Origin of the sequence: Methylorubrum sp. GM97, from assembly GCF_024347855.1 — a bacterium.
Lineage (GTDB): Bacteria > Pseudomonadota > Alphaproteobacteria > Rhizobiales > Beijerinckiaceae > Methylobacterium > Methylobacterium extorquens.
In genome coordinates this window covers 4,909,324-4,929,457 of sequence record NZ_AP025942.1, presented here as the reverse complement: position 1 = coordinate 4,929,457, position 20,134 = coordinate 4,909,324, and the positions used below count along the sequence as shown (strand labels likewise).

Genomic DNA, 20,134 nt, shown 5'->3' with positions numbered 1-20,134 from the left:
GCAGGGTTTCGTTCACGCCATGGGCCTTCTTCACGACGCGGTCGAGCGCTTCCGCACCACCCTCAAGGCCTATGCCGGCGACGAGACGCTGATGCAGGCGGCGGTCTCGGCCTGCGCCAACGTCGCGGTCGCCGACGGCGAGCTGATGACCGAGGAATTCGAGACGGCGCTCGCCGGCATCCGGGCGAACCCGATCATCGAGAAGGGCTACGACAGCCTGATGCTGGAACACGCGCTCTACGAGGGGCTCGGCCGCGCCCGCACCCGTGCCGGCCGCGCGGAGAACCTCGTGCGGATCGGCGCGATCGCCGAGCGGCCGGAGGAGCAGCGCCGAAACGTCTTCCTCATCGCCGCCGATGTGGCCGACCACGAGGGTATCGGCCGCGAGGAGCACGCGGCCCTGGCCGAGGTCGGCGCCGCCCTCCGGCTCAACGGCGACGCGCTGCTGAAGCGGTTTCCGGAGGTGTGAGCCGGGGTCCGACCATCCCCTCTCCCCGTACGCGGGGTGAGGGGGAATCCCTGCGGCACTGGATCGCCGAAAAATCACCGGTCCCGCTCATCCCCCCTTAAGCTTCTTTCTCAAGCGCCGCTTCACGCGCGGCTGGCACTGTCGCTCCCCTGACGAGCCGGCTTCCGGCCTCGGCCGGACTTTGGGGGACCGACGTGGAACCGATGACCCTTGCGGTGAGCGTGATGGGCCTGAGCATCGCGGCCGCGATGCTGGCGCTGATCCTGGTGTCGCTCCGCCGCCGCGAGCCCGTCGTGCCGGAATCCGACATGACGGAGGCGCTCCAGGACCGGCTCTGGCAGATCGCCGAGAGCGAGGAGCGATACCGGGTGCTGGTCGAGGCCACGACCGAGGCCGTGGTTCAACGGGACGGGCAGGGGCGGATCACCTTCGCCAGCGCGGGGTTTGCCGCGCTGCTCGGTATGAAGCCGCTGGAGCTGATCGGCTCGACGCTGAGCCCGCAGGTGATCGAGCGCGGCGCGAGCGAGCAGCGCGCCGATGGCGTGCGGGTGGTCGAGGAGCGTCTGGTGCCGGTGGACGGCCTGCCGCGCTGGTTCTCCTTCATCGAGATGCCAGTCTCCGGCAGCGTTGATGGTCCGAACTGGCTGCGGGCCGGCCAGGACGTCACGGCACGTGTCGAGGCAGCGCGTGTCCTCGACGAGGCGAAGAGCCGGGCGGAGGCCGCCAACGTCGCCAAATCCCGCTTCCTCGCCACCGTCAGCCACGAGCTGCGCACGCCGTTGAACGGCATTCTCGGCATGGCCGACCTGCTGCTCGACACCCGGCTCGACCCCGAACAGCGCACTTATGTCGAGGCGTTCCGCACCAGCGGCAAGGCGCTGCTCGGCCTTGTCGACGGCATCCTCGACTTCTCCCGGATCGAGGCCGGCCGCCTCGATCTGGCCGCCGAGCCCTTCGACGTCGCCGCCCTGGTCGAGGGCGTGGTCGAGCTGCTGGCGCCACGTGCGCAGGACAAGGGCTTGGAAATCGCCCTCGACATCGCCGACGACCTCGCCGCCCTGCGCGTGGGCGATGCCGACCGGGTGCGGCAGATCCTCGTGAATCTGGCCGGCAACGCCATCAAGTTCACGCAGACCGGCGGTGTCGGCGTCAGCCTCGCACGGTCGGGGGAGGGGCAGGGGGAAGGGCTCGTCCTCACGGTCGAGGATACCGGGCCGGGCATTCCGGAGGAGCGCATCCCGATCCTGTTCGAGGAGTTCGAGCAGGGCGACGACAGCGCGAGCCACGAGGGCACCGGCCTCGGTCTGGCCATCACCCGCCGCCTCGTGGAGCGCATGAACGGCACGATCGAGGCACGCTCGACGGTGGGGCGCGGCTCGACCTTCCGGGTCATGCTGCCGCTGCCGGCGGCGGAGGGTGCGATGAGCCCCGAGACACCGAGCCTCGCGCCGCGAAAGGTGCTGATCGTGGCGGCCTCGCCGTATCAGGCGCCGTTCCTGGCCCGGCGGCTCAGCCGCTCCGGGGCGGCGGCGGTGGTCGTGAACAGCGCGGAGGCCGCCCTCGATGCGCTGTCGGGCGTGGCCTTCGATGCGCTCATCGCCGACCGCAGCCTCGGCGACGCCGCCGTGCGGCGGCTCGCGGCCGAGGCCGCCCGCTGCGGCGTGCGCTGCAGCCTGATCCTGCTCTCGCCCTTCGACCGGCGGGAATTCGGAGCCCCGAACGCGGCGGGCTTCGACAGCTACCTGATCAAGCCGGTGCGCGCCCGCTCGCTGTTCGACCGCCTGCTGGAGCCGCGGCCCGCCCCGGCCCGCAGCCCGGCCGACGCGACGGCCCAGCCCGGTCCGGCCAAGACTGCATCGGGCAAGACTGCATCGGGCAAGACCGCACCCACCAAGACCGCCGCGCCGGGCCGCCGGGTGCTGCTGGCGGAGGACAACCCGATCAACGCGCTGCTCGCCACCAAGGCGCTGGAGCGACTCGGCGCACAGGTGATCCACGCCCGCGACGGGCTCGAGGCTCTGGCGGCGGCGGAAGGGCAGGGGCCGTTCGACCTTGCGCTGATCGACATCCGCATGCCCGGCCTCGACGGCCTGGAGACCGCCCGCCGCATCCGCGCCCGCGAGGCCGAGACCGGCGCGACCCCGCTCCACCTCGTGGCGCTCACCGCCAATACCGGCCGCGAGGATGTCGACGCGGCCTCCGCGGCCGGCTTCGACGGCTTCCTGCCCAAGCCGCTAAACCTGCGCGCCCTGCCGGCTCTGCTGGACCGCCGCCAGGAGGAGGCCGCTTGAGCGGCGGTCTGCGGGCCGCTTAAGGGGGAAAGTCGGCGCCGACCCTCGCGGCAGCTCTCGCGCTGGTGCGAATTCTGCCTCATGCTCCCGAGGCCAAGGATGGGGAGCGCATGACCCGAGCGAGACGACATTTCCGCAAGCCATCACCGGGGAGGGCCCGGCGATGAAGCAGCTTCGATGGCTTGCGGCCTTGCCCGCCCTGGGGATGCTGGCCGGGCCGTTCTTCCTCAACCGGGTCGAGCCCATGGTGCTCGGCATGCCGCTGCTGCTGGCGTGGCTCGTCGGCTGCACCGTGGCAACTTCGGCGATCATGGGGCTGATCTACCTCACCGATCCCGCCAACCGGGAACCGGAGGAGGGGCCATGAACGCCGCCCTTGCGATCATCGCGCTCGCCGTCGTGGTGGCGCTCGGCCTGGGCCTGCGGGCGCGGTCGGGCCACGACATGGACATGGAGCAGTGGAGCGTGGGCAAGCGCGGCTTCGGCACGCTGCTCGTCTTCCTGCTGATGGCAGGCGAGATCTACACCACCTTCACCTTCCTCGGCGGCTCGGGCTGGGCCTACGGCAAGGGCGGGCCGACCTACTACATCCTCTGCTACCTGACGCTGATCTACGTCATCTCCTACTGGATCCTGCCGCCGGCCTGGCGCTTCGCCAAGGAGCGCAACCTGTTCTCGCAGCCCGATTATTTCGCGGCGCGCTACGACAGCCGCAGCCTCGGCATCCTGGTCGCGCTGGTCGGGATCGTGGCGCTCGTCCCCTACATGGTGCTTCAGCTCAAGGGGCTCGGCATCATCGTCGCCACTGCCTCCTACGGTGCGATCTCGCAGACGCTGGCGATCTGGATCGGCGCGGCGGTGCTGACCGTCTACGTGATGGTCTCCGGCGTGCGCGGCTCGGCCTGGACCGCCGTGCTCAAGGATTTCATGATCCTGTTCGTGGTGATCTTTTTGGGGATCTATCTGCCGTATCACTACTACGGCGGCATCGGCCCGATGTTCGAGGCCATCGATACGGCCAAGCCCGGCTTCCTCGCGCTGCCGGACCGGGGCCAGAGCGCGACGTGGTTCGCCTCGACCACGCTGCTCACGGCGCTCGGCGGCTGGATGTTCCCGCACATCTTCGCCTCGATTTACACCGCGAGCGATGCACGCACGTTTCGGCGCAACGCGGTGTTCCTGCCGCTCTACCAGCTCATGCTGCTGTTCGTGTTCTTCGCCGGGTTCGCGGCCGTGCTGCAGGTGCCGGGGCTGACCGGGCCGGACGTCGATCTCTCGCTGTTCAGGATCGCGCTCGAGACCTTCCCGCCGTGGTTCGTCGGCGTCATCGGCGCCACCGGCGTGCTGACCGCCCTGGTGCCGGGCTCGATGATCCTGATCGCGGGTTCGACGCTCATCGCGCAGAACCTCTACCGGCCGCTGGCGCGCAACGCGACCGACGCCACCACGGGTAAGCTCGCCAAGGGGATCGCGCCGCTGCTGGCGATCGCCTGCGTCGGCTTCACCCTCTACGGCGGTGAGACCATCGTGCAGCTCCTGCTGATCGGCTACGCGGTCGTCACGCAGCTCTTCCCGGCCTTCTTCTTCAGCCTGTGGACCCACAACCCGCTCACGCGGGCGGGGGCGATGGCCGGCATCCTGGCGGGGGTGGCCGCGGTGGCGGTGACCGTGCTCGGCGGCTACACGCTAGCCAAGCTCTTCCCCGGCCTGCCGGGGCCGGTGCAGGATCTCAACATCGGCGTGGTGGCACTCGCCCTCAACCTCGCCGTGGCCTTCGCCGTCAGCCTGGCGGGCAAGCGCACGCGGCAGACGGCTTTGTCCTGAGCCCCGGAAGGGGGGAGGCCGGGCGGTCAGCGCCCGGCCGGCTCCGCCTCGCCCGCCTGCGCCTCCGTCGGAGCGGGCACGGATCCGTCCTCCCGCACATCCTCGAAGGCCGACCCGGTCCAGACCCGCACGGTGACGGTGGCCCGCCCGTCCTCGATGACGATGCGGTTGTAGGCGTTGGGCTCGTTGCCGCGCAGCCGCGTCGAGGTGGCCGAGCCCGCCTGCACGGCGAGCAGCCGCGCACCGCCCGCCCGCGCCATGCCCCGATCCACGCTCACCAAGTCGGGTTCGGTGCCGGTCTCCGGCGCCTCGGCGAAGCGGGAATAGTGGCGGTGGAGATGGCCGGCGAGCGTCAGCCCGACATTGTGGCGGCGGAAGGCGTCGAGCGCCTCGTCGGCGCGCCCCACGAGGCGGGCCTCCGCATCCCAGGGCGGCGGCATGAACGGATGGTGGCCGACCACGATCCGGAAGACGTGATCCGGCAGCGCCGCCAGCCGCTCCTCGGTGCGGGCGATCTGCGCCCGGGTGATCTTCCCTTGCGACCAATCCGTTTCCGGCGCCCAGGTCCGCACCGTGTTGAGGCAGACCACCGCGATCTCGTCGTCGAGAAAGGTCGGTTCGGTGTCCTTCGCGATGAAGCGGCGGTAGCGACCGAACGGATGGAAGAAGCGGGTCAGGAGCTTGAAATAGGCGATGTCGTGGTTGCCCGGAACCGCGATCCAGGGCGCGGTCAGCCGGTCGAGGAAGGCGCGCGCCGCGACGTATTCCTTGCGCCGCGCCCGCATCGTGAAGTCGCCGGATGCCACGATCAGGTCCGGCGGATCGCGGTTCAGCTCAGCCACGAGCGCCTCGACCACCGCTGGATCGGTGCGTCCGAAATGCAGGTCGGAAATGTGGGCGACCCGTCTCACCGGAGCGGCTCCGGCACGATCACGGTGAGGGCACGGGGCATCAGGCGGTAGCGCAGGGGCGGGGCGATCAAGCGAACCTCTCCATCATTCATCACCCGTAACGCGCGCCTCCGGGCGGAGACGACGAAGCGGGCCGCGGCACGGCGCTCCAGGCCCGGCTCATCGCGCCAGCGACCGAGCCCGAACCCGAGCGCCAGCCGGGCGAGGCGCCACGGCGAAAGCCGGCGGGCGATGTAAAGCGTCAACTCACCGCCATCGACCTGGCTCCGTTCCAGAATCTTTCCCGGCCCCTCCGCGTAATCGTTGTTGACCACCGCGAGCAGGCGCACGCGCAACCGCGTCCGCCGCCCGCCGGCCGAGAGCACCGCCGAGAGGCGCGGATAGGGTCCGAGATGGCGCAGCACCGCTGCCGAGAGCCGTAGCAGCGCCGGGATGCCGAGACGTCGCCCGCGAAAGGCCTCGCGGTGGCGGACCATGCGGGCGGGCATGCCGAGCACCGAGTTGATGAGGAAGACGTGTCCGTTGACGCGGCCGACATCGACGGCGCGGGTCTGCCCCGCCGCGAGCACCGCGATGGCCCCTTCGAGGTCGAGCGGGATGCCGAGATCCTTGGCCAGCAGGTTCATGGTGCCGAGGGGCAGGATGCCGAGCGCCACGCCGCTGCCCGCGAGCATTCCGGCCGCGCAGTTGAGCGTGCCGTCCCCGCCCGCCACCGCCACGGCCGTGACGCCCTCCATGCGCAGGGCCGCCCGCAGGCGCTCGGGCAGGGGCAGGCTGTCGTCCGGCTCAGGGAGAAGGTCGAGGCCCGCCGTCCTCAGCCGCGCACGAATCGCGTCCGGCGTCAGGCCATCGGCGAAAGCGCCCGACGCGGCGTTGGCGACGAGGACGATCCGCATGTCTCCCGGCGTTCCCCCGCATCCCGACGGCGCGGGGATGACAGGCTCGGGCGTCGGGCGTGTGACGAAAGCGGGATCAGCCCGGCGGCGGGCGGCGCTGGACGAAGCGCGCCTGGAACCAGTCCCGCAGCACCTCGCGCTCGTAGAAGAAGGTCTGCCCGGACGAGAGGCGGTTGGCGCGCAGCAGGAAGTTGATGTCGCTGACGACTTCCTCCGCCGCCAGCACCGTGCGGCCACGCTCCTTCAGGGCGTAGCGCAGGCGGAAACGGGGCGGGGTGATGTCGGTCACCACCCGCACGCCCTGGGCCGCGCCGAAGCTCGGCTGATCGAGCCCGGCGAGGTCGATGTCGAGCACCGCGATGTCCAGGGTCTGGCCCGGCGCCAGAACTTGATTGCCGAGCGTCTCGAACAGGCGGCGCATCTCGGCCAGCACGACCCGCGGCGACAGGCCCGAACCGAAGCGGTTCTGGGCATCGGTGTAGCGCTCGGGTGCCACGAAGGTCACCCGCACCTGCGCCGCCGCGGGCGAGACGGCGAAGGGCATAGACAGCGCGGCGGCCAGCACCGCGAGCAGGCCCAGCGCCGCCGCTCTCATTGCTGCGAGCGCTTGAGGATCGTTTGCAGGGCGCGGGCAACCGGCTCGGTGATGGTGCGCCGGTACTTGCGGTGCACGAGCTGGCCGTTGTGGTAGATATCCTGCTCGACGTAGAGCCGCTCACCATCCCAACGGACGATGTTGTCGGATTCCGCCGTCTCCTCGACGCCCAGATCCTGGCGGAGGATCGGTGCGCCGGATGTCGTTTGCATGGAGCCGCCTCGGCCTTTTTTCGGGATCGTCCGCCCTGTTTAGGGCCTCGGCGCGCGCTGTGCCAGGGTTGGATGCAGGGTCCGGTGGTCGGAAAAGCGATCCGCCGGTTTCTTCAAAGCGCACTTGTCGCTTGGTTGTCTCTCGATCGACGGTTTTCTGCGACCCGCATGCGCCCTTCGGCGGCGACCTCACGGCAACCCGGTCACCGCACCGAGACCTGATCCTTGATGCGCTGGTAGGTGGCGCGGTTGAGGACGCGTTTGCTGAGAAGCTGGTCGACGGAGGCGTAGGGACGGTGCTGGACGATCGTCCGGCCGATGGCACCGCCGCCCTTCAGGCCGTTCAGCTCGGCGAGAGAGGCGGTGTTGAGGTCGATCAAGGAGACCGCGGCCGGTGGGGCGTTCTCCTCCGCCTCGGCCACCGGATCGGATTCCGGCGGCGCCGTCCGCGCGACGGGGGCGGGTGACGGCGCGGGATCGGCCGGCGGCGAGGTGGGTAGGGCTTGAGGCGGCGCCTCGGCGACCGGTCGGGGCGGCTCCGGTGACGGCTCGGCCGGCCTCACCACGCGCACTGGTGCGGGCGGAGGCAGCGCGGATGCAGCGCCCGACGGCCGGCCGGGTGTCACCGTCGCGGCCGCTGGCGCAGCGGCCTCCGAATCCGGGCCGTGCAGCCAGACCGACTGGATGATCCAGGCCAAGCCCGCCGCCGCCAGGATCAGGAGGAGAACCCTCAGGATCGCCGACCCGCTCAGCATGGGCGCCGCCCGCCCGCAACGCGGGCGCAGGAGGCGGTTGGGGTCTCGTGCTCGGCTCCGGACATTGGTGGGATCCTAACGTGCTGGCACGGCGCGAACATATGACAAATTCGAGAGATGAGAGCGCTTTCCGACGCAATGGACGCCGGTTCGGCGAAAGAAAGCGCGTCAAAGCAAAGACCGAGAGACGCCGAACGGATGCAATGGGGCCAAATGCGGCTCTGAGGCACGCCGCCCTGCGGCAGACCGCGCCGGGCCGCCGCGACAGTCCGGCGCAAGCGTACCCGTGCAACAGGGGACCTCGAGAGGCGAACCTGCGCGACTACGCTCGCTCACGTTGTGGCAACACGGCATCAGCCAGCGTTTGAGCGCAACACGTGTGTGCGGGAACGCAATACGGCCAAGCTCGTTTCGTGTAAGCTTGCCCTGTTCCATCGGGCTTGTTCGGGTCATGTCGATGCCAAAAGGTTTCCGCTGGTCGCGCCTTCTCCTTGCCGCGGCGGTTGCCGGGCAGGCAGCGGCCTGCTCTTCCTTGCCGCGGACGAACTACACGGAGAGCGAGGCGGAAGCCGCGACCGTGCCGGGGATGGTCGGTGTGCGGGCCTATGCCGATGCCGGCGCCGCCGATTTCGTGGCGATGGCCGCCGGCCCGCAGAAGAAGCGTCAGGCCTTCACCTATCTCGCGCTCTCGGGCGGCGGGGGTGACGGTGCCTACGGCGCGGGCGTGCTCAACGGCTGGACCGCCTCGGGCAAGCGGCCGGAATTCACCATCGTCTCCGGCGTCTCGACCGGCGCCCTGATCGCGCCCTTCGCCTTCCTCGGACCGGCCTACGATCCCTACCTCACCGATATCTACACCAGCGGCATCGCCGACTCGCTGGTGCAGAGCCCGAGCATCGCCAACGTGCTATTCGGCTCCGGCCTGTTCGGCGACGGGCGGCTGCGCAACCTCATCGCCCGCTACGTCACGCCCGAGCTGCTGCATGCCGTGGCGGAGGAGCACGCCAAGGGCCGCCGCTTGCTCGTGGTGACGACGAATCTCGACACGCAGCGCGCCGTGATCTGGAACATGGGCGCCATCGCCGCGAGCGGCGCGCCCAACGCGGTGTCCTTGTTCACCGATGTGCTCACCGCCTCGGCGAGCATCCCGGCGGTGTTCCCGCCTCAGCTTCTCGATGTGCAGGCGGAGGGCCGCGCCTTCCAGGAAATGCACGTGGACGGCTCGGTGGTGACGCCGGTCTTCACCCTCCCGCAATCCTTCCTGGTGCGCGACGGGCGCTTCCGCAGCGCGGGCAAGGCCGACATCTACGTGGTCATCAACGGCCGCCTCGAACCGGAATTCGAGGTGACCAAGAACAACACCCTGTCGATCGTCGAGAAGTCCTTCACCACCGCCAGTCGCGCCCGCTCGCGGGCGACGCTGGTGGCCACCGACGTGTTCGCCCGTCGCAACGGGATGGGCTTCAACCTGACCTATATCGACGAGCGCGCGCCGCAGACCACGACGGCGCGCGGCTTCGACACCGCCTACATGCGCAGCCTCTACCAGTTCGGCTACGAGGCCGGGCGCACGGGTCAGTTCTGGCAGCCGAGCGTGCCGGCGGCGCCGCTGGTCAAGAACGTGGTCCGGGAGGCGGTGGCGGCGCGCTGAACGCCGCTAGGGTCACAGGGCGATGCGCAGCGGCTCGGCGCTGAGGCGCACCGCGCCCGCACGGCGTCCGGTCTCGCCGACCGCGTACTGGAACGCCGCCTCGCGGCTGCGGAAATAGCCGCCGCCGAGGCCTTGGCTTTCCAGGGCGACCCAATGGCCGTGCCCATCCTGGCCGACGATGTAGGTCGGCAAGCCGCGGCTCGCCTCGACGTCGACCGCCGGGGATGGGGCGGCCGGGGCACCTTCGTACAATGAGGACATGATTGCAGATCGGGTCGCGCGGCCCGGTGACGTGAACCGGGGCAGGAACCCGAGCCTTTACCTGTGAGGATTCGAGACCGGGAAGCGCCAGGGGCATAAAGGCCCCACCCCACATTGGCCACCCCACAGGCCGGTCCCCAGGGTTGCAATCCCGTGCGGCGATCCCGGCAACCGACGAGAAACCGGCATGAAAAAGGGCCGCGCGGCCCTTCCGAGCCGCCGGCCCTTGGCTCACGCCCTGTAGCGCGACCTACTTCCGCAGGAGCTTGGTGACGAGACGGCCGATCGGGGAGCTCGATCCGGCGTTGCGGTCGTCGCGGGCGACGACGCGGTCGTCGGTGCCGAGGAGCTTGGTGACGAGGCGTCCGATGAGGCTCATGGGTCGGGTTCCTTCACGTCGCGAGGACGGGCAACGGTGCAGCTTCGACGAGATAACGAGCACCGCGGCGGCGGCGTTCCGTACCCCGTCGCAACCGATCGTCAGCCCGCGCGTCCGCGAACGAGACTCCGGACCACCGGCACGGCGTAGAGCGCGAAGAGCAGGCTGAGGGCGACGGCGAAGCCCTGCGGCGGCTGGAGGTCCATGCCGCCGCCGATGAGCGGGGGCCCGAGCATCAGCCCGGCATTGTAGAGCATCACGAAGGCGGCGTTGGCGCCGGCCAGATCCGGCCCGCGCAAGGTGGCTCCGAGATGGGCGAGCCCCACCGTGTAGAGCGTACCGACGATCCCGCCCCAGACGAAGAGCAGCGCGGAGAGCAGCGGCAGCGAGGCGGAGGCCGCCGGGATCAGGGCCGCCCCGAGCGCCCCGGCGAGGCTCGCGCCGAGGAGGACGAGGCGCCGGTCCACCCGGTCGGCGAGGAGGCCGACGGGGATCTGGAACAGCACGTTGCCGAGCGCCACCGCGCTGACCAGGGCGGCGGAAATCGTCGCGTCGAGGCCGATGCGCAGGCCGTAGAGCGGCAGGATGGCGAAGGCGCCCGCCTCCACCGCGCCGTAGAGGGCGGCGGCCAGCACCGCGAGCGGCGCGAGGCGCAGGTAGGCCAGGATGCCGGCCCCCTCGTCGTGCCCGAGATCGGGCGAGAGGTTGCGGGCCAGCACCAGCGGGGTGAGGCCGAGGAAGAACAGGGCCGAGCCGGCGAAATACGGCGCGAATCCGTCGGTGCCGAGCAGCGTCAGCAGGGTCGGCCCGATGGCGAAGCCGATGGCCAGGACCGTCGCGTAGATCCCCATGACCAGCCCGCGCCGCTCGGGCGGCGCCGCATCGTTGATCCAGTACTCGGAGAGGACGAACAGCACGCCCATCGTCGTCGAGAAGACGAAGCGGAGGGGAAACCACAGGATGAGGTTCGGGAAGAGCTTGAAGGCCGAGAGGCACAGCCCGCCGAGCACGATCGCCAGGATCAGCAGGCGCACCACGCCGACCCGCGCGGCGAGCCGCGGCACGAACGGCACCGTGAGAATCGCCGCGAACCCCGCCACCGCCGTGTTGAGGCCGATGACGACGCTCGACGCGCCCATCCGCGCCATTTCCAGCGACAAGAGCGGGATCGACAGGCCGAGCCCCGTGCCCACCACCGCCACGCAGGTGATCGCGGCCGTCATCGCGCCGAGGCGGTCACGATCGGAGGGATGAGCGGAGACGGCGAGCATGACCTTCGAACGACGCGCGAGGGTTGAGGGGCGCTCGGCCTGAACCGGCTTCACCCCGCCCCGCAACCCGGCGCGGTCAGGCGGCGTGCCGATCCGCACCCGCGCCGAAATGGCCGATGTAGCGCGCGGCGATGCCTGAGACCGGCAGCACCACGAGCACGTCGGTGGTGCCGAACTGGCGGTCCACCACCGCGCCGTCGCCGAAGGTCGCCCCGACCCGGAGATAGCCCTTCACCAGCGGCGGCAGCGCCATCAGCGCGGCCTTCGGATCGACCGCCTCCTTCGCCAGCCGATCCATCGCGACGTAGCGCTCCGGTAGGGCGCGGGCCCGCCACGCCTCAGGGGCGCGGGCATGGTGGTGGAGGAAGCTCAAGGGCAGCGCGAGACGCTCCGGATCGGTGCCCTCCAGGCTGGCGCAGCCGAGCATCGCGTCGATGCGGTGGTGCTGCACATAGGCCCAGATGCCGTGCCACAGGAGTTCGACGGTTCGCTTGGTGCGGTAGGGCTTCAGCACGCAGGAGCGGCCGAGTTCGAGGAAGCGCTTGCCCGGATGGCGCTCCAGCAGCGGCGCGAGGTCGTACTCGCCCGAGGAGTAGAAGCCGAGATGCGCCTCCGCCCGGTCCTGGCGCAGCAGCCGGTAGGTGCCGACCACCTTCGGCCGGGCTTTGCGGAAGGGCTTGGCGTCGGTCGCCGCGTGGTCGATGACGAGGAGGTGGTCGCAGATTGCGTCGTAGGCATCGACATCGCGGCGCTTGAGCGCGGCCATGCCGGTCGGCACCGCCGACATCTCCTCGTAGAACACGCGGTAGCGCAGGCGCTGCGCCCGGCGGATCTCGGACTTGGTGGTGGCGAGCCGCACTTCGAGCGCACCGATCCGGCCGAGGCTGGCGTCGAGCCCCGGTTCGAGCAGCGGGCGCTTGGCCCGGTTCTTCAGCAGGATCGGCGCACCGCCGGGCAGGGCGAGGTCGCCGCCCTCGAAGGTCTGGCGGAAGCGGGCGAAGGGCGCCTGAACCTTGGTCTCCCAGCCGGCCTTCCACGCGGCCGTGGCCTCGCGCGGGGAAAAATTCGGCAGCATGATCGACACGATCCCGTCGCGGGAGGCCGCGCGATGCGTCCTCTTGCGCGGCGACAACATCACGAAGGCCGCACGCTTTTATGACGGAGATCTTCGTGCCTTGACAGAGACTTGCGCGAAGCCTTTGCCAGGCTTCGCGCGAAGTGCCCATGGTAGCCAGCGAATGAAAACCGGCTAACGATCACAGGAGTTTAGGGCAGGATCCTGCCGTCTCAGACGAACTGGTTCAGGCCCGGGATCGAGCCGACGATCGGACCCATGACGTCTTCACCGGCCTTCTCGCGGCCGTAGGCGAAGAGTTCCTGGCCGAGCGGCTGCATCTGGTTCATCGGCACGCCGGCCGAGATCAGCTTCTGGCCAAGCGCCATCACGCCGCCGCCCATCATGCCGCCGAGCATGCCCATCAGCCCGCCGCCGCCCTCGCCGGCATTGGCCTCGGCGATCGCCGTCTCGGAGCCCGGAAGCGCGGCCATCAACTGGCCCACTTCGGTGGCCGGCCCTTCCTTCTGCAGGAAGGCGAGGATGTGTCCGATCGCGGTCTTGGCGGTCCCCGCGTCGAGCCCGGTCCGGTTGGTCACACGGGCAATCAATTCTTCCATGAAACGCTTCCTCCTTAGCAGATGCGTGTCTGTCCGATGCGGCGACGGCGAAATCAAGGGTTGCCAACGTCCCGGCCCTGGATCGGGCGGGCGGGGCGCCATACCCTGTCCGTCACGACACCTGCACAACGGCGACGGATCGGACGAGGACGGCATGACAGCGGGCGAGGGGACGATTCTGGTCGGCCGGAGCACGGGGCCGCGACCGAAGCCCGAGGTGCTGAGCCTGCGGCTGGCCAACCGCCACGGCCTCGTGGCGGGCGCCACCGGCACCGGCAAGACCGTGACGCTGCAGGTGCTGGCGGAGGGCTTTTCCAACGCGGGCGTCCCGGTCTTCGCCGCCGACATCAAGGGCGATCTTTCCGGATTGGCGGCCGCGGGCGAGGCCAAGCCGCATTTCGTCAAGCGGGCGGAAGAACTCGGGATCTCTTACGAGCCCGACCGCTTCCCGACGGTGTTCTGGGACGTGTTCGGCGAGCAGGGCCACCCGATCCGCTGCACCGTCACCGAGATGGGTCCGCTCCTGCTCGCCCGCCTGCTCGAACTCAACGACATCCAAGAGGGTGTGCTCAACATTGCCTTCCGCGTCGCCGACGAGAACCAGTGGCCGCTGATCGACCTGAAGGATCTGCGCGCGCTCCTCACCTTCCTGTCGGAGAACGCCAAGGAGCTGTCGGCCACCTACGGCAACGTCTCGAGCGCCTCGATCGGCGCGATCCAGCGGGCGCTGCTCGTGCTGGAGAACCAGGGCGCCGACCAATTCCTCGGCGAGCCGGCGCTGAACCTCGAAGACTTCATGCGGACCGACCGGGAGGGCCGAGGCTTCGTCAACATCCTGGCCGCCGACAAGCTGATGCAGCGGCCGCGCCTCTACGCCTCGTTCCTGCTGTGGATGCTCTCCGAGCTGTTCGAGCAGCTTCCCGAGGTCGGCGACCTCGACAAGCCCAAGCTCGTGTTCTTTTTCGACGAGGCGCACCTGCTGTTCAACGACGCGCCGAAGGCCCTTCTCGACGCGGTGGAGCAGGTGGTGCGCCTGATTCGCTCGAAGGGCGTCGGCGTCTACTTCGTGACGCAGAACCCGCTCGACGTGCCGGAGACGGTGCTCGGCCAGCTCGGCAACCGGGTGCAGCACGCGCTGCGCGCTTTCACCCCGCGCGACCAGCGCGCCGTGCGCGCCGCCGCCGAGACCTTCCGCCAGAACCCCGGCTTCGATGTCGGCAAGGCGATCACCGAACTCGCCGTCGGCGAGGCGCTGGTGAGTTTTCTGGAAGCCAAGGGCACGCCCTCGGTCGTGGAACGGGCGCTGATCGCCCCGCCGCAGGGGCGGGTGGGGCCGCTGACGCCGGCCGAGCGCGCCGCGATCATCGGGCAGAGTCCCCTGCGCGGAAAATACGACGAGGCGATCGACAACGAGAGCGCCTACGAGATGCTGGCCCAGCGCAAGCACCTCGATTCCGCCCCGGCGGAGGCCGCGGGCCAGAGCGAAGGCGGCCTCTCGGGCATGCTCGGCGGCTGGCTCGGTGGGATCTTCGGCAGCGGCGAGGAAGCGGCATTGAAGGGCAAAGGGGCTGGCAAGGGAACCGGCCGCACCCGCCGCCCGCCGCCGAGTCTGGCCGAGCAGGTCATCGGCAACGCCGCCCGCTCCATGGCGCGCAAGGTCGGCACGGAGGTGGGCGACGCGATCCTGCGGAATGTGCTGGGCGGGCTGACGAAGCGGTAGGCCGGTCTTCGTCTTGCCTTGACAGAAGCCCCGCTCCCGACTATCCGGCCGGCACCGCGCGGCTTCCTCGACGAAGTCCGCGCGTTTCGCGTTCGTGCGCTCACGGCCTAGCCTGATCTGCGCGGATGACCTGAACAAGAAGACGGCCCAGGCCCTCACGGCGCCGGAGGCCGGCACAGAACACGAGAGACAACGATGTTCGCAGTCATCAAGACAGGCGGCAAGCAATATCGCGTTGCCGCCAACGACGTCATCACCGTGGCCACCCTCGAGGGTGAGGCCGGCGCCGCCGTCACCTTCGGCGACGTGCTGCTGTTCACCGATGGCGATGCCACCCAGGTCGGCACCCCGCTCCTGTCGGGTATCGGCGTCACCGGCGAGATCGTCCAGCACGGCCGCACGCGGAAGGTCATCGCCTTCAAGAAGCGCCGTCGCCAGAACTCGCGCCGCCGCCGCGGTCACCGTCAGGACTTCACGGTCGTGCGCATCACCGAGATCAGCGCCGGCGGCAAGACCTCGAAGGCCGAGCCGCGCAAGACCCGGAAGGCCGAGCCGGCCGCCGAGTCCGCCCCGGCCGCCGCTGAGTAATCAGCCGCCCGTCCGAACGCAGATCCAGCAGAATTCCGGAGCAATCCCATGGCACACAAAAAAGCAGGCGGCTCGTCCCGCAACGGCCGCGACTCCGCCGGCCGGCGCCTCGGCGTCAAGAAGTTCGGCTCCGAGGCCGTGATTCCGGGCAACATCATCGTGCGCCAGCGCGGCACGAAGTGGCACCCCGGCACGAATGTCGGCATGGGCAAGGACCACACCCTGTTCGCCCTCGTCCCGGGCAAGGTGCAGTTCGAGACCCGGCGCGGCCGCGATTTCGTAACCGTAGTGCCGCTGGCCCAGGCCGCGGAGTAACGGCGGACGCTTGTCGCTGACGACGAAGCGAGCGTCCCGCCGGTGTCCCACACCGAACCGGCGGACGATCGCTGAAGGCTTCACGCGAAGCTTCGAGCGGATCGGAACACGGGGGAGGATGGGGCACCATCCTCCCCTTCGTCGTCCCGGACGGCGCCTTCGCGCGCCCTCGCATGACCGGCTCACGATGTTCCCCGATCTCACCCGCGACGACGTTTTCCGCATCGAGACGCGCCGGCTCTGGCTGCGCTGGCCCACGGCCCGCGACGCCGAGGCCGTCTCGCGATTCGCCGGCGATCCGGCCGTGGCCGAGATGACCGCGCGGATTTCGAGCCCGCTTCCGCTGCCCGAGGCCGAAAGCTTCGTGATCCAGGCGCGGGCGATGAACACGGCCGGGGAGGGGCTGATCATGGCCCTGTGCCGGCGGGCGGCGCCCGCGAACCTGATCGGTGTCGTCTCGGTCGAGAACCGGCCCGACGCGTCCGAACCGCATCTCGGCTACTGGCTCGGGCGCCCGTTCTGGGGCGAAGGGCTGATGACCGAGGCGGCCGAGGCGCTGGTGGACGCCACCTTCGCCTATGCCGGGGAGCGAGCGCTCGCCTCGTCGGCGATGATCGGCAATCCTGGCTCGCGGCGCGTGCTGGAGAAGTGCGGGTTCCGCCTCACCGGCGAATCCGCACCGGTCTTCGAGGCGCGGGGCGGTGCCGTGCCGAGCCACAACTTCCGGCTCGATCGGGCCGAATGGCTCGACCGGCGCGGGACGGCCGCGGGAGGCCGCCTGGCATGAGGACACGGACGGTCGCCGGCCTCGGGGCCGGCCTCACCGCGATCGCCCTCGGCAGCCTGATCTTCGCGATCACCCGCGAGGTGCCGCCGCCGCCGATCGAAGCCGCGGCGGCGCCGGCCCCGAGACCTCGGGGCGAGACCCGGCTCTACTGTGAGTTCTACAATTTCGCCGGCCGCACCCCGAAGGTCGGGTTCTACTTCGCCAGCCCTGCGGGTGGCGGAACCGCGTACGGGCAACTGTTCCAGCGGGAGGCGGACGGGTCTCAGACCCTGTTCGACGAACGGCCGACCTGGACCTATGCTCGCGACGGGGAGGCGCCGACCCTGCGCTCGCCCGACGGCGCGATCCAGATCAACCTCTACGGCGATGGCGGCGCCAACGGCCGCCAGCCGGATGCCGGCGGATGGTTCGAGGCGGGCCTGCGCAGCATCCAGTACCTCAATCTCGACGGCCAGTGCCGTCGCACAGAAAGCTGACCGGCCCTCCCGGTCCAGAATCCAAGGCGAAGCACCGTGAAATTCCTCGATGAAGCCAAGGTCTACGTCCGCTCCGGCGACGGCGGTCCCGGCTGCGTCTCGTTCCGGCGGGAAAAGTTCATCGAGTTCGGCGGGCCGAACGGCGGCGACGGCGGACGGGGCGGCGATGTCTGGATCGAATGCGTGCAGGGTCTCAACACCCTGATCGACTACCGCTACCGGCAGCACTTCAAGGCGAAGAAGGGCGAGCACGGCATGGGCTCGAACTGCCACGGCGCCAAGGGCGACGACGCCGTGCTTCAGGTGCCGGCGGGCACGCAGGTCTTCGCCGAGGACGGCGAGACGCTGATTGCCGACATGACCGAGGTCGGCCAGCGGGTGCGGCTCGCCAAGGGTGGCAATGGCGGCTTCGGCAACGCCTACTTCACCACCTCTACGAACCGTGCGCCGCGCCACGCCAATCCCGGCCTGGAAGGCCAGGAGATGTGGCTGATCCTGCGCCTCAAGCTCATCGCCGATGCCGGCCTCGTCGGCCTGCCGAATGCGGGCAAATCGACCTTCCTGGCGACCGTCACCGCCGCCAAGCCGAAGATTGCCGACTATCCCTTCACCACCCTCCATCCGGGTCTCGGCGTGGTGCGCTCGGACGAGCGCGAGTTCGTGCTCGCCGACATCCCCGGCCTGATCGAGGGCGCGCATGAGGGCGTTGGCCTCGGCGACCGCTTCCTCGCCCATGTCGAGCGCTGCCGGGTTCTGCTCCACCTCGTGGAGGGCACGAGCGAGCATGCCGGCAAGGCCTACAAGCTGGTGCGGCGCGAGTTGGAGGCCTACGGCGAGGGCTTGTCCGACAAGCCCGAGATCGTCGCCCTCTCGAAGGCGGACGCGCTCGATGCCGACACCCTCAAGCAGCAGCTCGCCCGGCTGAAGCGGGCGGCGGGCGGCAAGCCGCTGGTGCTCTCGGCCGCGTCGGGGCAGGGGGTACAGGAGGCTTTGCGCGCGATCCAGGCCCAGCTCGATACGCAGGGCGCAGAGGAAGCGGAGGCGCAACCCGCCGAGCCCTGGCAACCGTGAGCGCAGCGGCGCTACGCCTCAGTCCAGACCGGCGACGGGATTTGCTGGTTTGCCCTACATCGGATGCATGCGCAGCACCCTCGCCCTCCTCCTCGCCCTCGCCGCCTCCCCCGCCATGGCGGAGGATTCCTGCAGCGATCTGATCGACCGGGTGCAACGGGCCACGAGCGCGACGGTCGCCGAGCGGAGCGCCGACTTCGCCCGGTTCGAGGCCGGGCCGCAGACATCGCTGACGCTCTCCTGCGCGGGCGCCAACGCGTCCTCCGTCGGCGCGCAGTACAAGGGCGAGACCCCGCCTGAGGCCTACGACACCCTGTTCGTACAGGCGGGCCATGCCATCACGGGGATCGCACCGGATCGGCTGCGGGACGCCACTCGGCAGGCCCGCGCGAGCGCGCAGGACAAGCGCCACAGCACGGTCGAGGTGGACGGCGCCCGCGTCACCTGCGCCGTCATGCGCAAGGAGCAGGGTCCGCTCACCCTCTGCGCCGTGATCCAGCGCCCTGGCGCCTGAGCTGCCAGACGTTGAAGCGGGGCGCTGCCCCGCGCCCCGCCAAAGGGATGATCCCTTTGGGATCTCATGATCTCAACCTGGTCCGGACCCGTGCGGCACGGGCGAGACCTGATCCTCGCCGTCCAGGGTCCGGGCTACGGCGCGGGCGACGTTGACGAGAGCGGTCACCATTGGTGTCGCCGGGTCGCGGCGCGGGGCGACGAGGCCGATGGCGTGGCGCAGATCCGGCTCCACGATCGGGATCGCCCGCAGGCCCTCGGTCGGCCCCAGCGCGTCGGCAAGGATGGCCGGCATCACGCTCGCCCACTGCAGGGTGCGCACATGGGTCATCAGCACGACCATGGAATTGGACTCGAGCGTCGGCGCCGCCTCGCCGCCCGCGGCCCGTATCTGCTGATCGATGATGCGGCGGTTCTGCATGTTGGGGGTCAGCAGGCAGAGCGGGATCTTCGCCAGTTCCGCCCAGGTGACGCTGGCCCGGTCGTCGTAGGGGCCGCCGGCCGCGGTCAGGAGCTGGTAGTGCTCGGTATAGAGCGGCACGGCGATCACGCGCCCGAGCGGCTCGTTGTCGAGATAGGTCAGACCCGCATCCGCCTCGAGGTTGTCGATCAGCGAGAAGATCTCTTCCGAGGTCGTGGACAGGACGCTGAAGCGCACGTTCGGGTAGCGTGCGCGGTAGGGCGTGGTCAGCGCGGCCACCATCGGCAGTGCCGTCGGCACCGCGGCGATCCGCAGGTGTCCCGACAGCCCCTTGCGGAGCGCCGCCACGTCGTCCTGCATGGCGCGGGCGTCGCCGACGATGCGGCGGCCCCAGGCCAGCACCCGGTCCCCCTCGGGCGTGAACCCCTGGAAGCGCGAGCCGCGCTGAACCAAGCGCACGCCGAAACGGTCCTCCAGGCTCTTCACCCCCGCCGAGAGGGTCTGCTGGGTCACGCCGCAGGTCTCTGCCGCGCGCCCGAAATGCTGTTCGCGGGCGAGCGCCAGGAGGAATTCGAGCTTGTCGATCACGGATGCGCCGCCCCGGCACCCGCTGAGAGGGCGGGCTGCCGCCGTGGTAGGCCGATTGCGGCCGGCTTCTCAAGCCGCAGGCCGCCGGCATTTACCCCGCGTCGCTGGCCCCCTCGCCCACGAGCTGCGGATTGCGGGTGGCCGGACGCACCGGGCTCTCGACCGCCGGGTCCTCGTGAAGCGCGCGGTGAACGAGCGCGTCGAGCCGCTCGCCGGCCTCCTCGGCGTAGCCTTCGAGGTCGCGGCGCATCTTCGGCGTCCAGAACGCCACGATGTGCTTGTGGATGCCCGAGACCGCTTCCTCCTCCGGGTAGGACCGGAAGAACAGGGCGATCTGGTTGGCCATCCGCACCAGTCGGTCGTTGATGGTCGTTGCGCTCATGCCCGCACTCGGCTGTGTCTGATTGGAAAGCGCGCCCTCCTGCTCCCTCATCCTGAGGGACAGGATCGGACGTCTGGGGGCGGG

Annotated in this window: 23 protein-coding genes and 1 pseudogene; 12 read left to right on the top strand and 12 right to left on the bottom strand. The window is 70.1% G+C overall.

Going from position 1 to position 20,134, the window contains the following annotated elements; translation table 11 throughout:
• Window positions 1–19 precede the first annotated feature (19 nt).
• From MSPGM_RS22960 to MSPGM_RS22945, 4 genes are all read left to right on the top strand, one after another.
• Window positions 20–469 (top strand): tellurite resistance TerB family protein, encoded by a 450-nt coding sequence (locus MSPGM_RS22960; RefSeq protein ID WP_261926018.1) that lies wholly within the window; start codon window positions 20–22, stop codon window positions 467–469.
• 203 nt (window positions 470–672) lie between these two features.
• Window positions 673–2,760 carry an ATP-binding protein gene (locus tag MSPGM_RS22955; protein WP_043766577.1) on the top strand — a complete coding sequence of 696 codons (2,088 nt, stop codon included), beginning with the start codon at window positions 673–675 and terminating at the stop codon, window positions 2,758–2,760.
• 163 nt (window positions 2,761–2,923) lie between these two features.
• On the top strand, window positions 2,924–3,127 hold the full coding sequence (locus MSPGM_RS22950) for a DUF3311 domain-containing protein (protein WP_003606352.1): 204 nt from the start codon (window positions 2,924–2,926) through the stop codon (window positions 3,125–3,127).
• The gene (locus MSPGM_RS22945) at window positions 3,124–4,584 is read left to right on the top strand and encodes a sodium:solute symporter (RefSeq protein ID WP_003606353.1); all 1,461 of its coding nucleotides are present in this window, start codon (window positions 3,124–3,126) and stop codon (window positions 4,582–4,584) included. Before MSPGM_RS22950 ends, MSPGM_RS22945 begins: the two co-directional genes overlap by 4 nt.
• Before the next feature lie 26 nt (window positions 4,585–4,610).
• Here MSPGM_RS22945 and MSPGM_RS22940 read toward each other — a convergent pair whose 3' ends face one another.
• From MSPGM_RS22940 to MSPGM_RS22920, 5 genes are all read right to left on the bottom strand, one after another.
• Entirely contained in the window at window positions 4,611–5,495 is an 885-nt protein-coding gene (locus MSPGM_RS22940; protein WP_003606354.1) for a metallophosphoesterase family protein, read from the bottom strand.
• Window positions 5,492–6,391, bottom strand: a complete 900-nt coding sequence (locus tag MSPGM_RS22935; protein WP_003606355.1) for a diacylglycerol/lipid kinase family protein — start codon at window positions 6,389–6,391, stop codon at window positions 5,492–5,494. Before MSPGM_RS22935 ends, MSPGM_RS22940 begins: the two co-directional genes overlap by 4 nt.
• Window positions 6,392–6,467: 76 nt before the next feature.
• Window positions 6,468–6,986 (bottom strand): DUF3016 domain-containing protein, encoded by a 519-nt coding sequence (locus tag MSPGM_RS22930; RefSeq protein ID WP_003606356.1) that lies wholly within the window; start codon window positions 6,984–6,986, stop codon window positions 6,468–6,470.
• Window positions 6,983–7,198, bottom strand: coding sequence for a hypothetical protein (locus MSPGM_RS22925; RefSeq protein ID WP_003606358.1), 216 nt, complete (start codon window positions 7,196–7,198; stop codon window positions 6,983–6,985). Before MSPGM_RS22925 ends, MSPGM_RS22930 begins: the two co-directional genes overlap by 4 nt.
• 203 nt (window positions 7,199–7,401) lie before the next feature.
• Window positions 7,402–7,953, bottom strand: coding sequence for a ComEA family DNA-binding protein (locus MSPGM_RS22920; RefSeq protein WP_015857534.1), 552 nt, complete (start codon window positions 7,951–7,953; stop codon window positions 7,402–7,404).
• A gap of 457 nt (window positions 7,954–8,410) precedes the next feature.
• On the opposite strand from MSPGM_RS22920, the gene MSPGM_RS22915 reads away from it, so the two are divergent.
• On the top strand, window positions 8,411–9,604 hold the full coding sequence (locus MSPGM_RS22915) for a patatin-like phospholipase family protein (protein ID WP_043707571.1): 1,194 nt from the start codon (window positions 8,411–8,413) through the stop codon (window positions 9,602–9,604).
• A gap of 12 nt (window positions 9,605–9,616) precedes the next feature.
• Here the strand turns inward: MSPGM_RS22915 and MSPGM_RS22910 are convergent, their stop codons facing one another.
• The 5 genes from MSPGM_RS22910 to MSPGM_RS22890 all read right to left on the bottom strand — a co-directional run bounded on the left by MSPGM_RS22910 (window position 9,617) and on the right by MSPGM_RS22890 (window position 13,189).
• Window positions 9,617–9,865: a hypothetical protein gene (locus tag MSPGM_RS22910; protein WP_003603102.1), complete on the bottom strand. Its 249-nt coding sequence runs from the start codon at window positions 9,863–9,865 to the stop codon at window positions 9,617–9,619.
• Window positions 9,866–10,115: 250 nt separating this feature from the next.
• Window positions 10,116–10,244: a hypothetical protein gene (locus tag MSPGM_RS22905; protein WP_003603100.1), complete on the bottom strand. Its 129-nt coding sequence runs from the start codon at window positions 10,242–10,244 to the stop codon at window positions 10,116–10,118.
• Window positions 10,245–10,345: 101 nt separating this feature from the next.
• Window positions 10,346–11,515 carry an MFS transporter gene (locus MSPGM_RS22900; protein ID WP_261926017.1) on the bottom strand — a complete coding sequence of 390 codons (1,170 nt, stop codon included), beginning with the start codon at window positions 11,513–11,515 and terminating at the stop codon, window positions 10,346–10,348.
• Window positions 11,516–11,591: 76 nt separating this feature from the next.
• Window positions 11,592–12,590 carry a GNAT family N-acetyltransferase gene (locus tag MSPGM_RS22895; protein ID WP_261926418.1) on the bottom strand — a complete coding sequence of 333 codons (999 nt, stop codon included), beginning with the start codon at window positions 12,588–12,590 and terminating at the stop codon, window positions 11,592–11,594.
• 212 nt (window positions 12,591–12,802) lie between these two features.
• Window positions 12,803–13,189, bottom strand: a complete 387-nt coding sequence (locus MSPGM_RS22890; protein ID WP_003603094.1) for a DUF2267 domain-containing protein — start codon at window positions 13,187–13,189, stop codon at window positions 12,803–12,805.
• A gap of 154 nt (window positions 13,190–13,343) precedes the next feature.
• On the opposite strand from MSPGM_RS22890, the gene MSPGM_RS22885 reads away from it, so the two are divergent.
• The 7 genes and pseudogenes from MSPGM_RS22885 to MSPGM_RS22855 all read left to right on the top strand — a co-directional run bounded on the left by MSPGM_RS22885 (window position 13,344) and on the right by MSPGM_RS22855 (window position 18,660).
• The gene (locus tag MSPGM_RS22885) at window positions 13,344–14,909 is read left to right on the top strand and encodes a helicase HerA-like domain-containing protein (protein WP_003603092.1); all 1,566 of its coding nucleotides are present in this window, start codon (window positions 13,344–13,346) and stop codon (window positions 14,907–14,909) included.
• Between the two features lie 195 nt (window positions 14,910–15,104).
• Window positions 15,105–15,413: pseudogene (gene rplU / locus MSPGM_RS22880) on the top strand (50S ribosomal protein L21); the annotation flags it as partial.
• A gap of 132 nt (window positions 15,414–15,545) precedes the next feature.
• A complete protein-coding gene (gene rpmA / locus MSPGM_RS22875) occupies window positions 15,546–15,812 on the top strand; it encodes a 50S ribosomal protein L27 (RefSeq protein ID WP_003603089.1) in 267 nt (88 codons plus the stop codon).
• A 187-nt stretch (window positions 15,813–15,999) separates the two neighbouring features.
• Window positions 16,000–16,599, top strand: a complete 600-nt coding sequence (locus MSPGM_RS22870) for a GNAT family N-acetyltransferase (RefSeq protein WP_003603088.1) — start codon at window positions 16,000–16,002, stop codon at window positions 16,597–16,599.
• Window positions 16,596–17,075, top strand: coding sequence for a hypothetical protein (locus tag MSPGM_RS22865; protein ID WP_003603087.1), 480 nt, complete (start codon window positions 16,596–16,598; stop codon window positions 17,073–17,075). The genes MSPGM_RS22870 and MSPGM_RS22865 overlap by 4 nt, the downstream gene beginning before the upstream one ends.
• A gap of 36 nt (window positions 17,076–17,111) precedes the next feature.
• The gene (gene obgE / locus MSPGM_RS22860) at window positions 17,112–18,146 is read left to right on the top strand and encodes a GTPase ObgE (RefSeq protein ID WP_003603086.1); all 1,035 of its coding nucleotides are present in this window, start codon (window positions 17,112–17,114) and stop codon (window positions 18,144–18,146) included.
• 67 nt (window positions 18,147–18,213) lie between these two features.
• A complete protein-coding gene (locus MSPGM_RS22855) occupies window positions 18,214–18,660 on the top strand; it encodes a hypothetical protein (RefSeq protein WP_003603085.1) in 447 nt (148 codons plus the stop codon).
• Window positions 18,661–18,732: 72 nt separating this feature from the next.
• On the opposite strand, the gene MSPGM_RS22850 is transcribed toward MSPGM_RS22855, so the two are convergent.
• A complete protein-coding gene (locus MSPGM_RS22850; RefSeq protein ID WP_003603084.1) occupies window positions 18,733–19,668 on the bottom strand; it encodes a LysR family transcriptional regulator in 936 nt (311 codons plus the stop codon).
• Window positions 19,669–19,759: 91 nt separating this feature from the next.
• Window positions 19,760–20,050, bottom strand: coding sequence for a formate dehydrogenase subunit delta (locus MSPGM_RS22845; protein WP_003603083.1), 291 nt, complete (start codon window positions 20,048–20,050; stop codon window positions 19,760–19,762).
• Between the last annotated feature and the right edge of the window lie 84 nt (window positions 20,051–20,134).

Excerpts from the sequence above, each read along its gene's own strand:
- MSPGM_RS22960 (WP_261926018.1), top strand. The coding sequence starts at position 20 with ATGGGCCTTCTTCACGACGCGGTCGAGCGCTTCCGCACCACCCTCAAG.
- MSPGM_RS22955 (WP_043766577.1), top strand. The coding sequence starts at position 673 with ATGACCCTTGCGGTGAGCGTGATGGGCCTGAGCATCGCGGCCGCGATG.
- MSPGM_RS22950 (WP_003606352.1), top strand. The coding sequence starts at position 2,924 with ATGAAGCAGCTTCGATGGCTTGCGGCCTTGCCCGCCCTGGGGATGCTG.
- MSPGM_RS22945 (WP_003606353.1), top strand. The coding sequence starts at position 3,124 with ATGAACGCCGCCCTTGCGATCATCGCGCTCGCCGTCGTGGTGGCGCTC.
- MSPGM_RS22935 (WP_003606355.1), bottom strand. The coding sequence starts at position 6,391 with ATGCGGATCGTCCTCGTCGCCAACGCCGCGTCGGGCGCTTTCGCCGAT.
- MSPGM_RS22930 (WP_003606356.1), bottom strand. The coding sequence starts at position 6,986 with ATGAGAGCGGCGGCGCTGGGCCTGCTCGCGGTGCTGGCCGCCGCGCTG.
- MSPGM_RS22925 (WP_003606358.1), bottom strand. The coding sequence starts at position 7,198 with ATGCAAACGACATCCGGCGCACCGATCCTCCGCCAGGATCTGGGCGTC.
- MSPGM_RS22920 (WP_015857534.1), bottom strand. The coding sequence starts at position 7,953 with ATGCTGAGCGGGTCGGCGATCCTGAGGGTTCTCCTCCTGATCCTGGCG.
- MSPGM_RS22915 (WP_043707571.1), top strand. The coding sequence starts at position 8,411 with ATGCCAAAAGGTTTCCGCTGGTCGCGCCTTCTCCTTGCCGCGGCGGTT.
- MSPGM_RS22910 (WP_003603102.1), bottom strand. The coding sequence starts at position 9,865 with ATGTCCTCATTGTACGAAGGTGCCCCGGCCGCCCCATCCCCGGCGGTC.
- MSPGM_RS22905 (WP_003603100.1), bottom strand. The coding sequence starts at position 10,244 with ATGAGCCTCATCGGACGCCTCGTCACCAAGCTCCTCGGCACCGACGAC.
- MSPGM_RS22900 (WP_261926017.1), bottom strand. The coding sequence starts at position 11,515 with ATGCTCGCCGTCTCCGCTCATCCCTCCGATCGTGACCGCCTCGGCGCG.
- MSPGM_RS22895 (WP_261926418.1), bottom strand. The coding sequence starts at position 12,590 with ATGCTGCCGAATTTTTCCCCGCGCGAGGCCACGGCCGCGTGGAAGGCC.
- MSPGM_RS22890 (WP_003603094.1), bottom strand. The coding sequence starts at position 13,189 with ATGGAAGAATTGATTGCCCGTGTGACCAACCGGACCGGGCTCGACGCG.
- MSPGM_RS22885 (WP_003603092.1), top strand. The coding sequence starts at position 13,344 with ATGACAGCGGGCGAGGGGACGATTCTGGTCGGCCGGAGCACGGGGCCG.
- rpmA (WP_003603089.1), top strand. The coding sequence starts at position 15,546 with ATGGCACACAAAAAAGCAGGCGGCTCGTCCCGCAACGGCCGCGACTCC.
- MSPGM_RS22870 (WP_003603088.1), top strand. The coding sequence starts at position 16,000 with ATGTTCCCCGATCTCACCCGCGACGACGTTTTCCGCATCGAGACGCGC.
- MSPGM_RS22865 (WP_003603087.1), top strand. The coding sequence starts at position 16,596 with ATGAGGACACGGACGGTCGCCGGCCTCGGGGCCGGCCTCACCGCGATC.
- MSPGM_RS22855 (WP_003603085.1), top strand. The coding sequence starts at position 18,214 with ATGCGCAGCACCCTCGCCCTCCTCCTCGCCCTCGCCGCCTCCCCCGCC.
- MSPGM_RS22845 (WP_003603083.1), bottom strand. The coding sequence starts at position 20,050 with ATGAGCGCAACGACCATCAACGACCGACTGGTGCGGATGGCCAACCAG.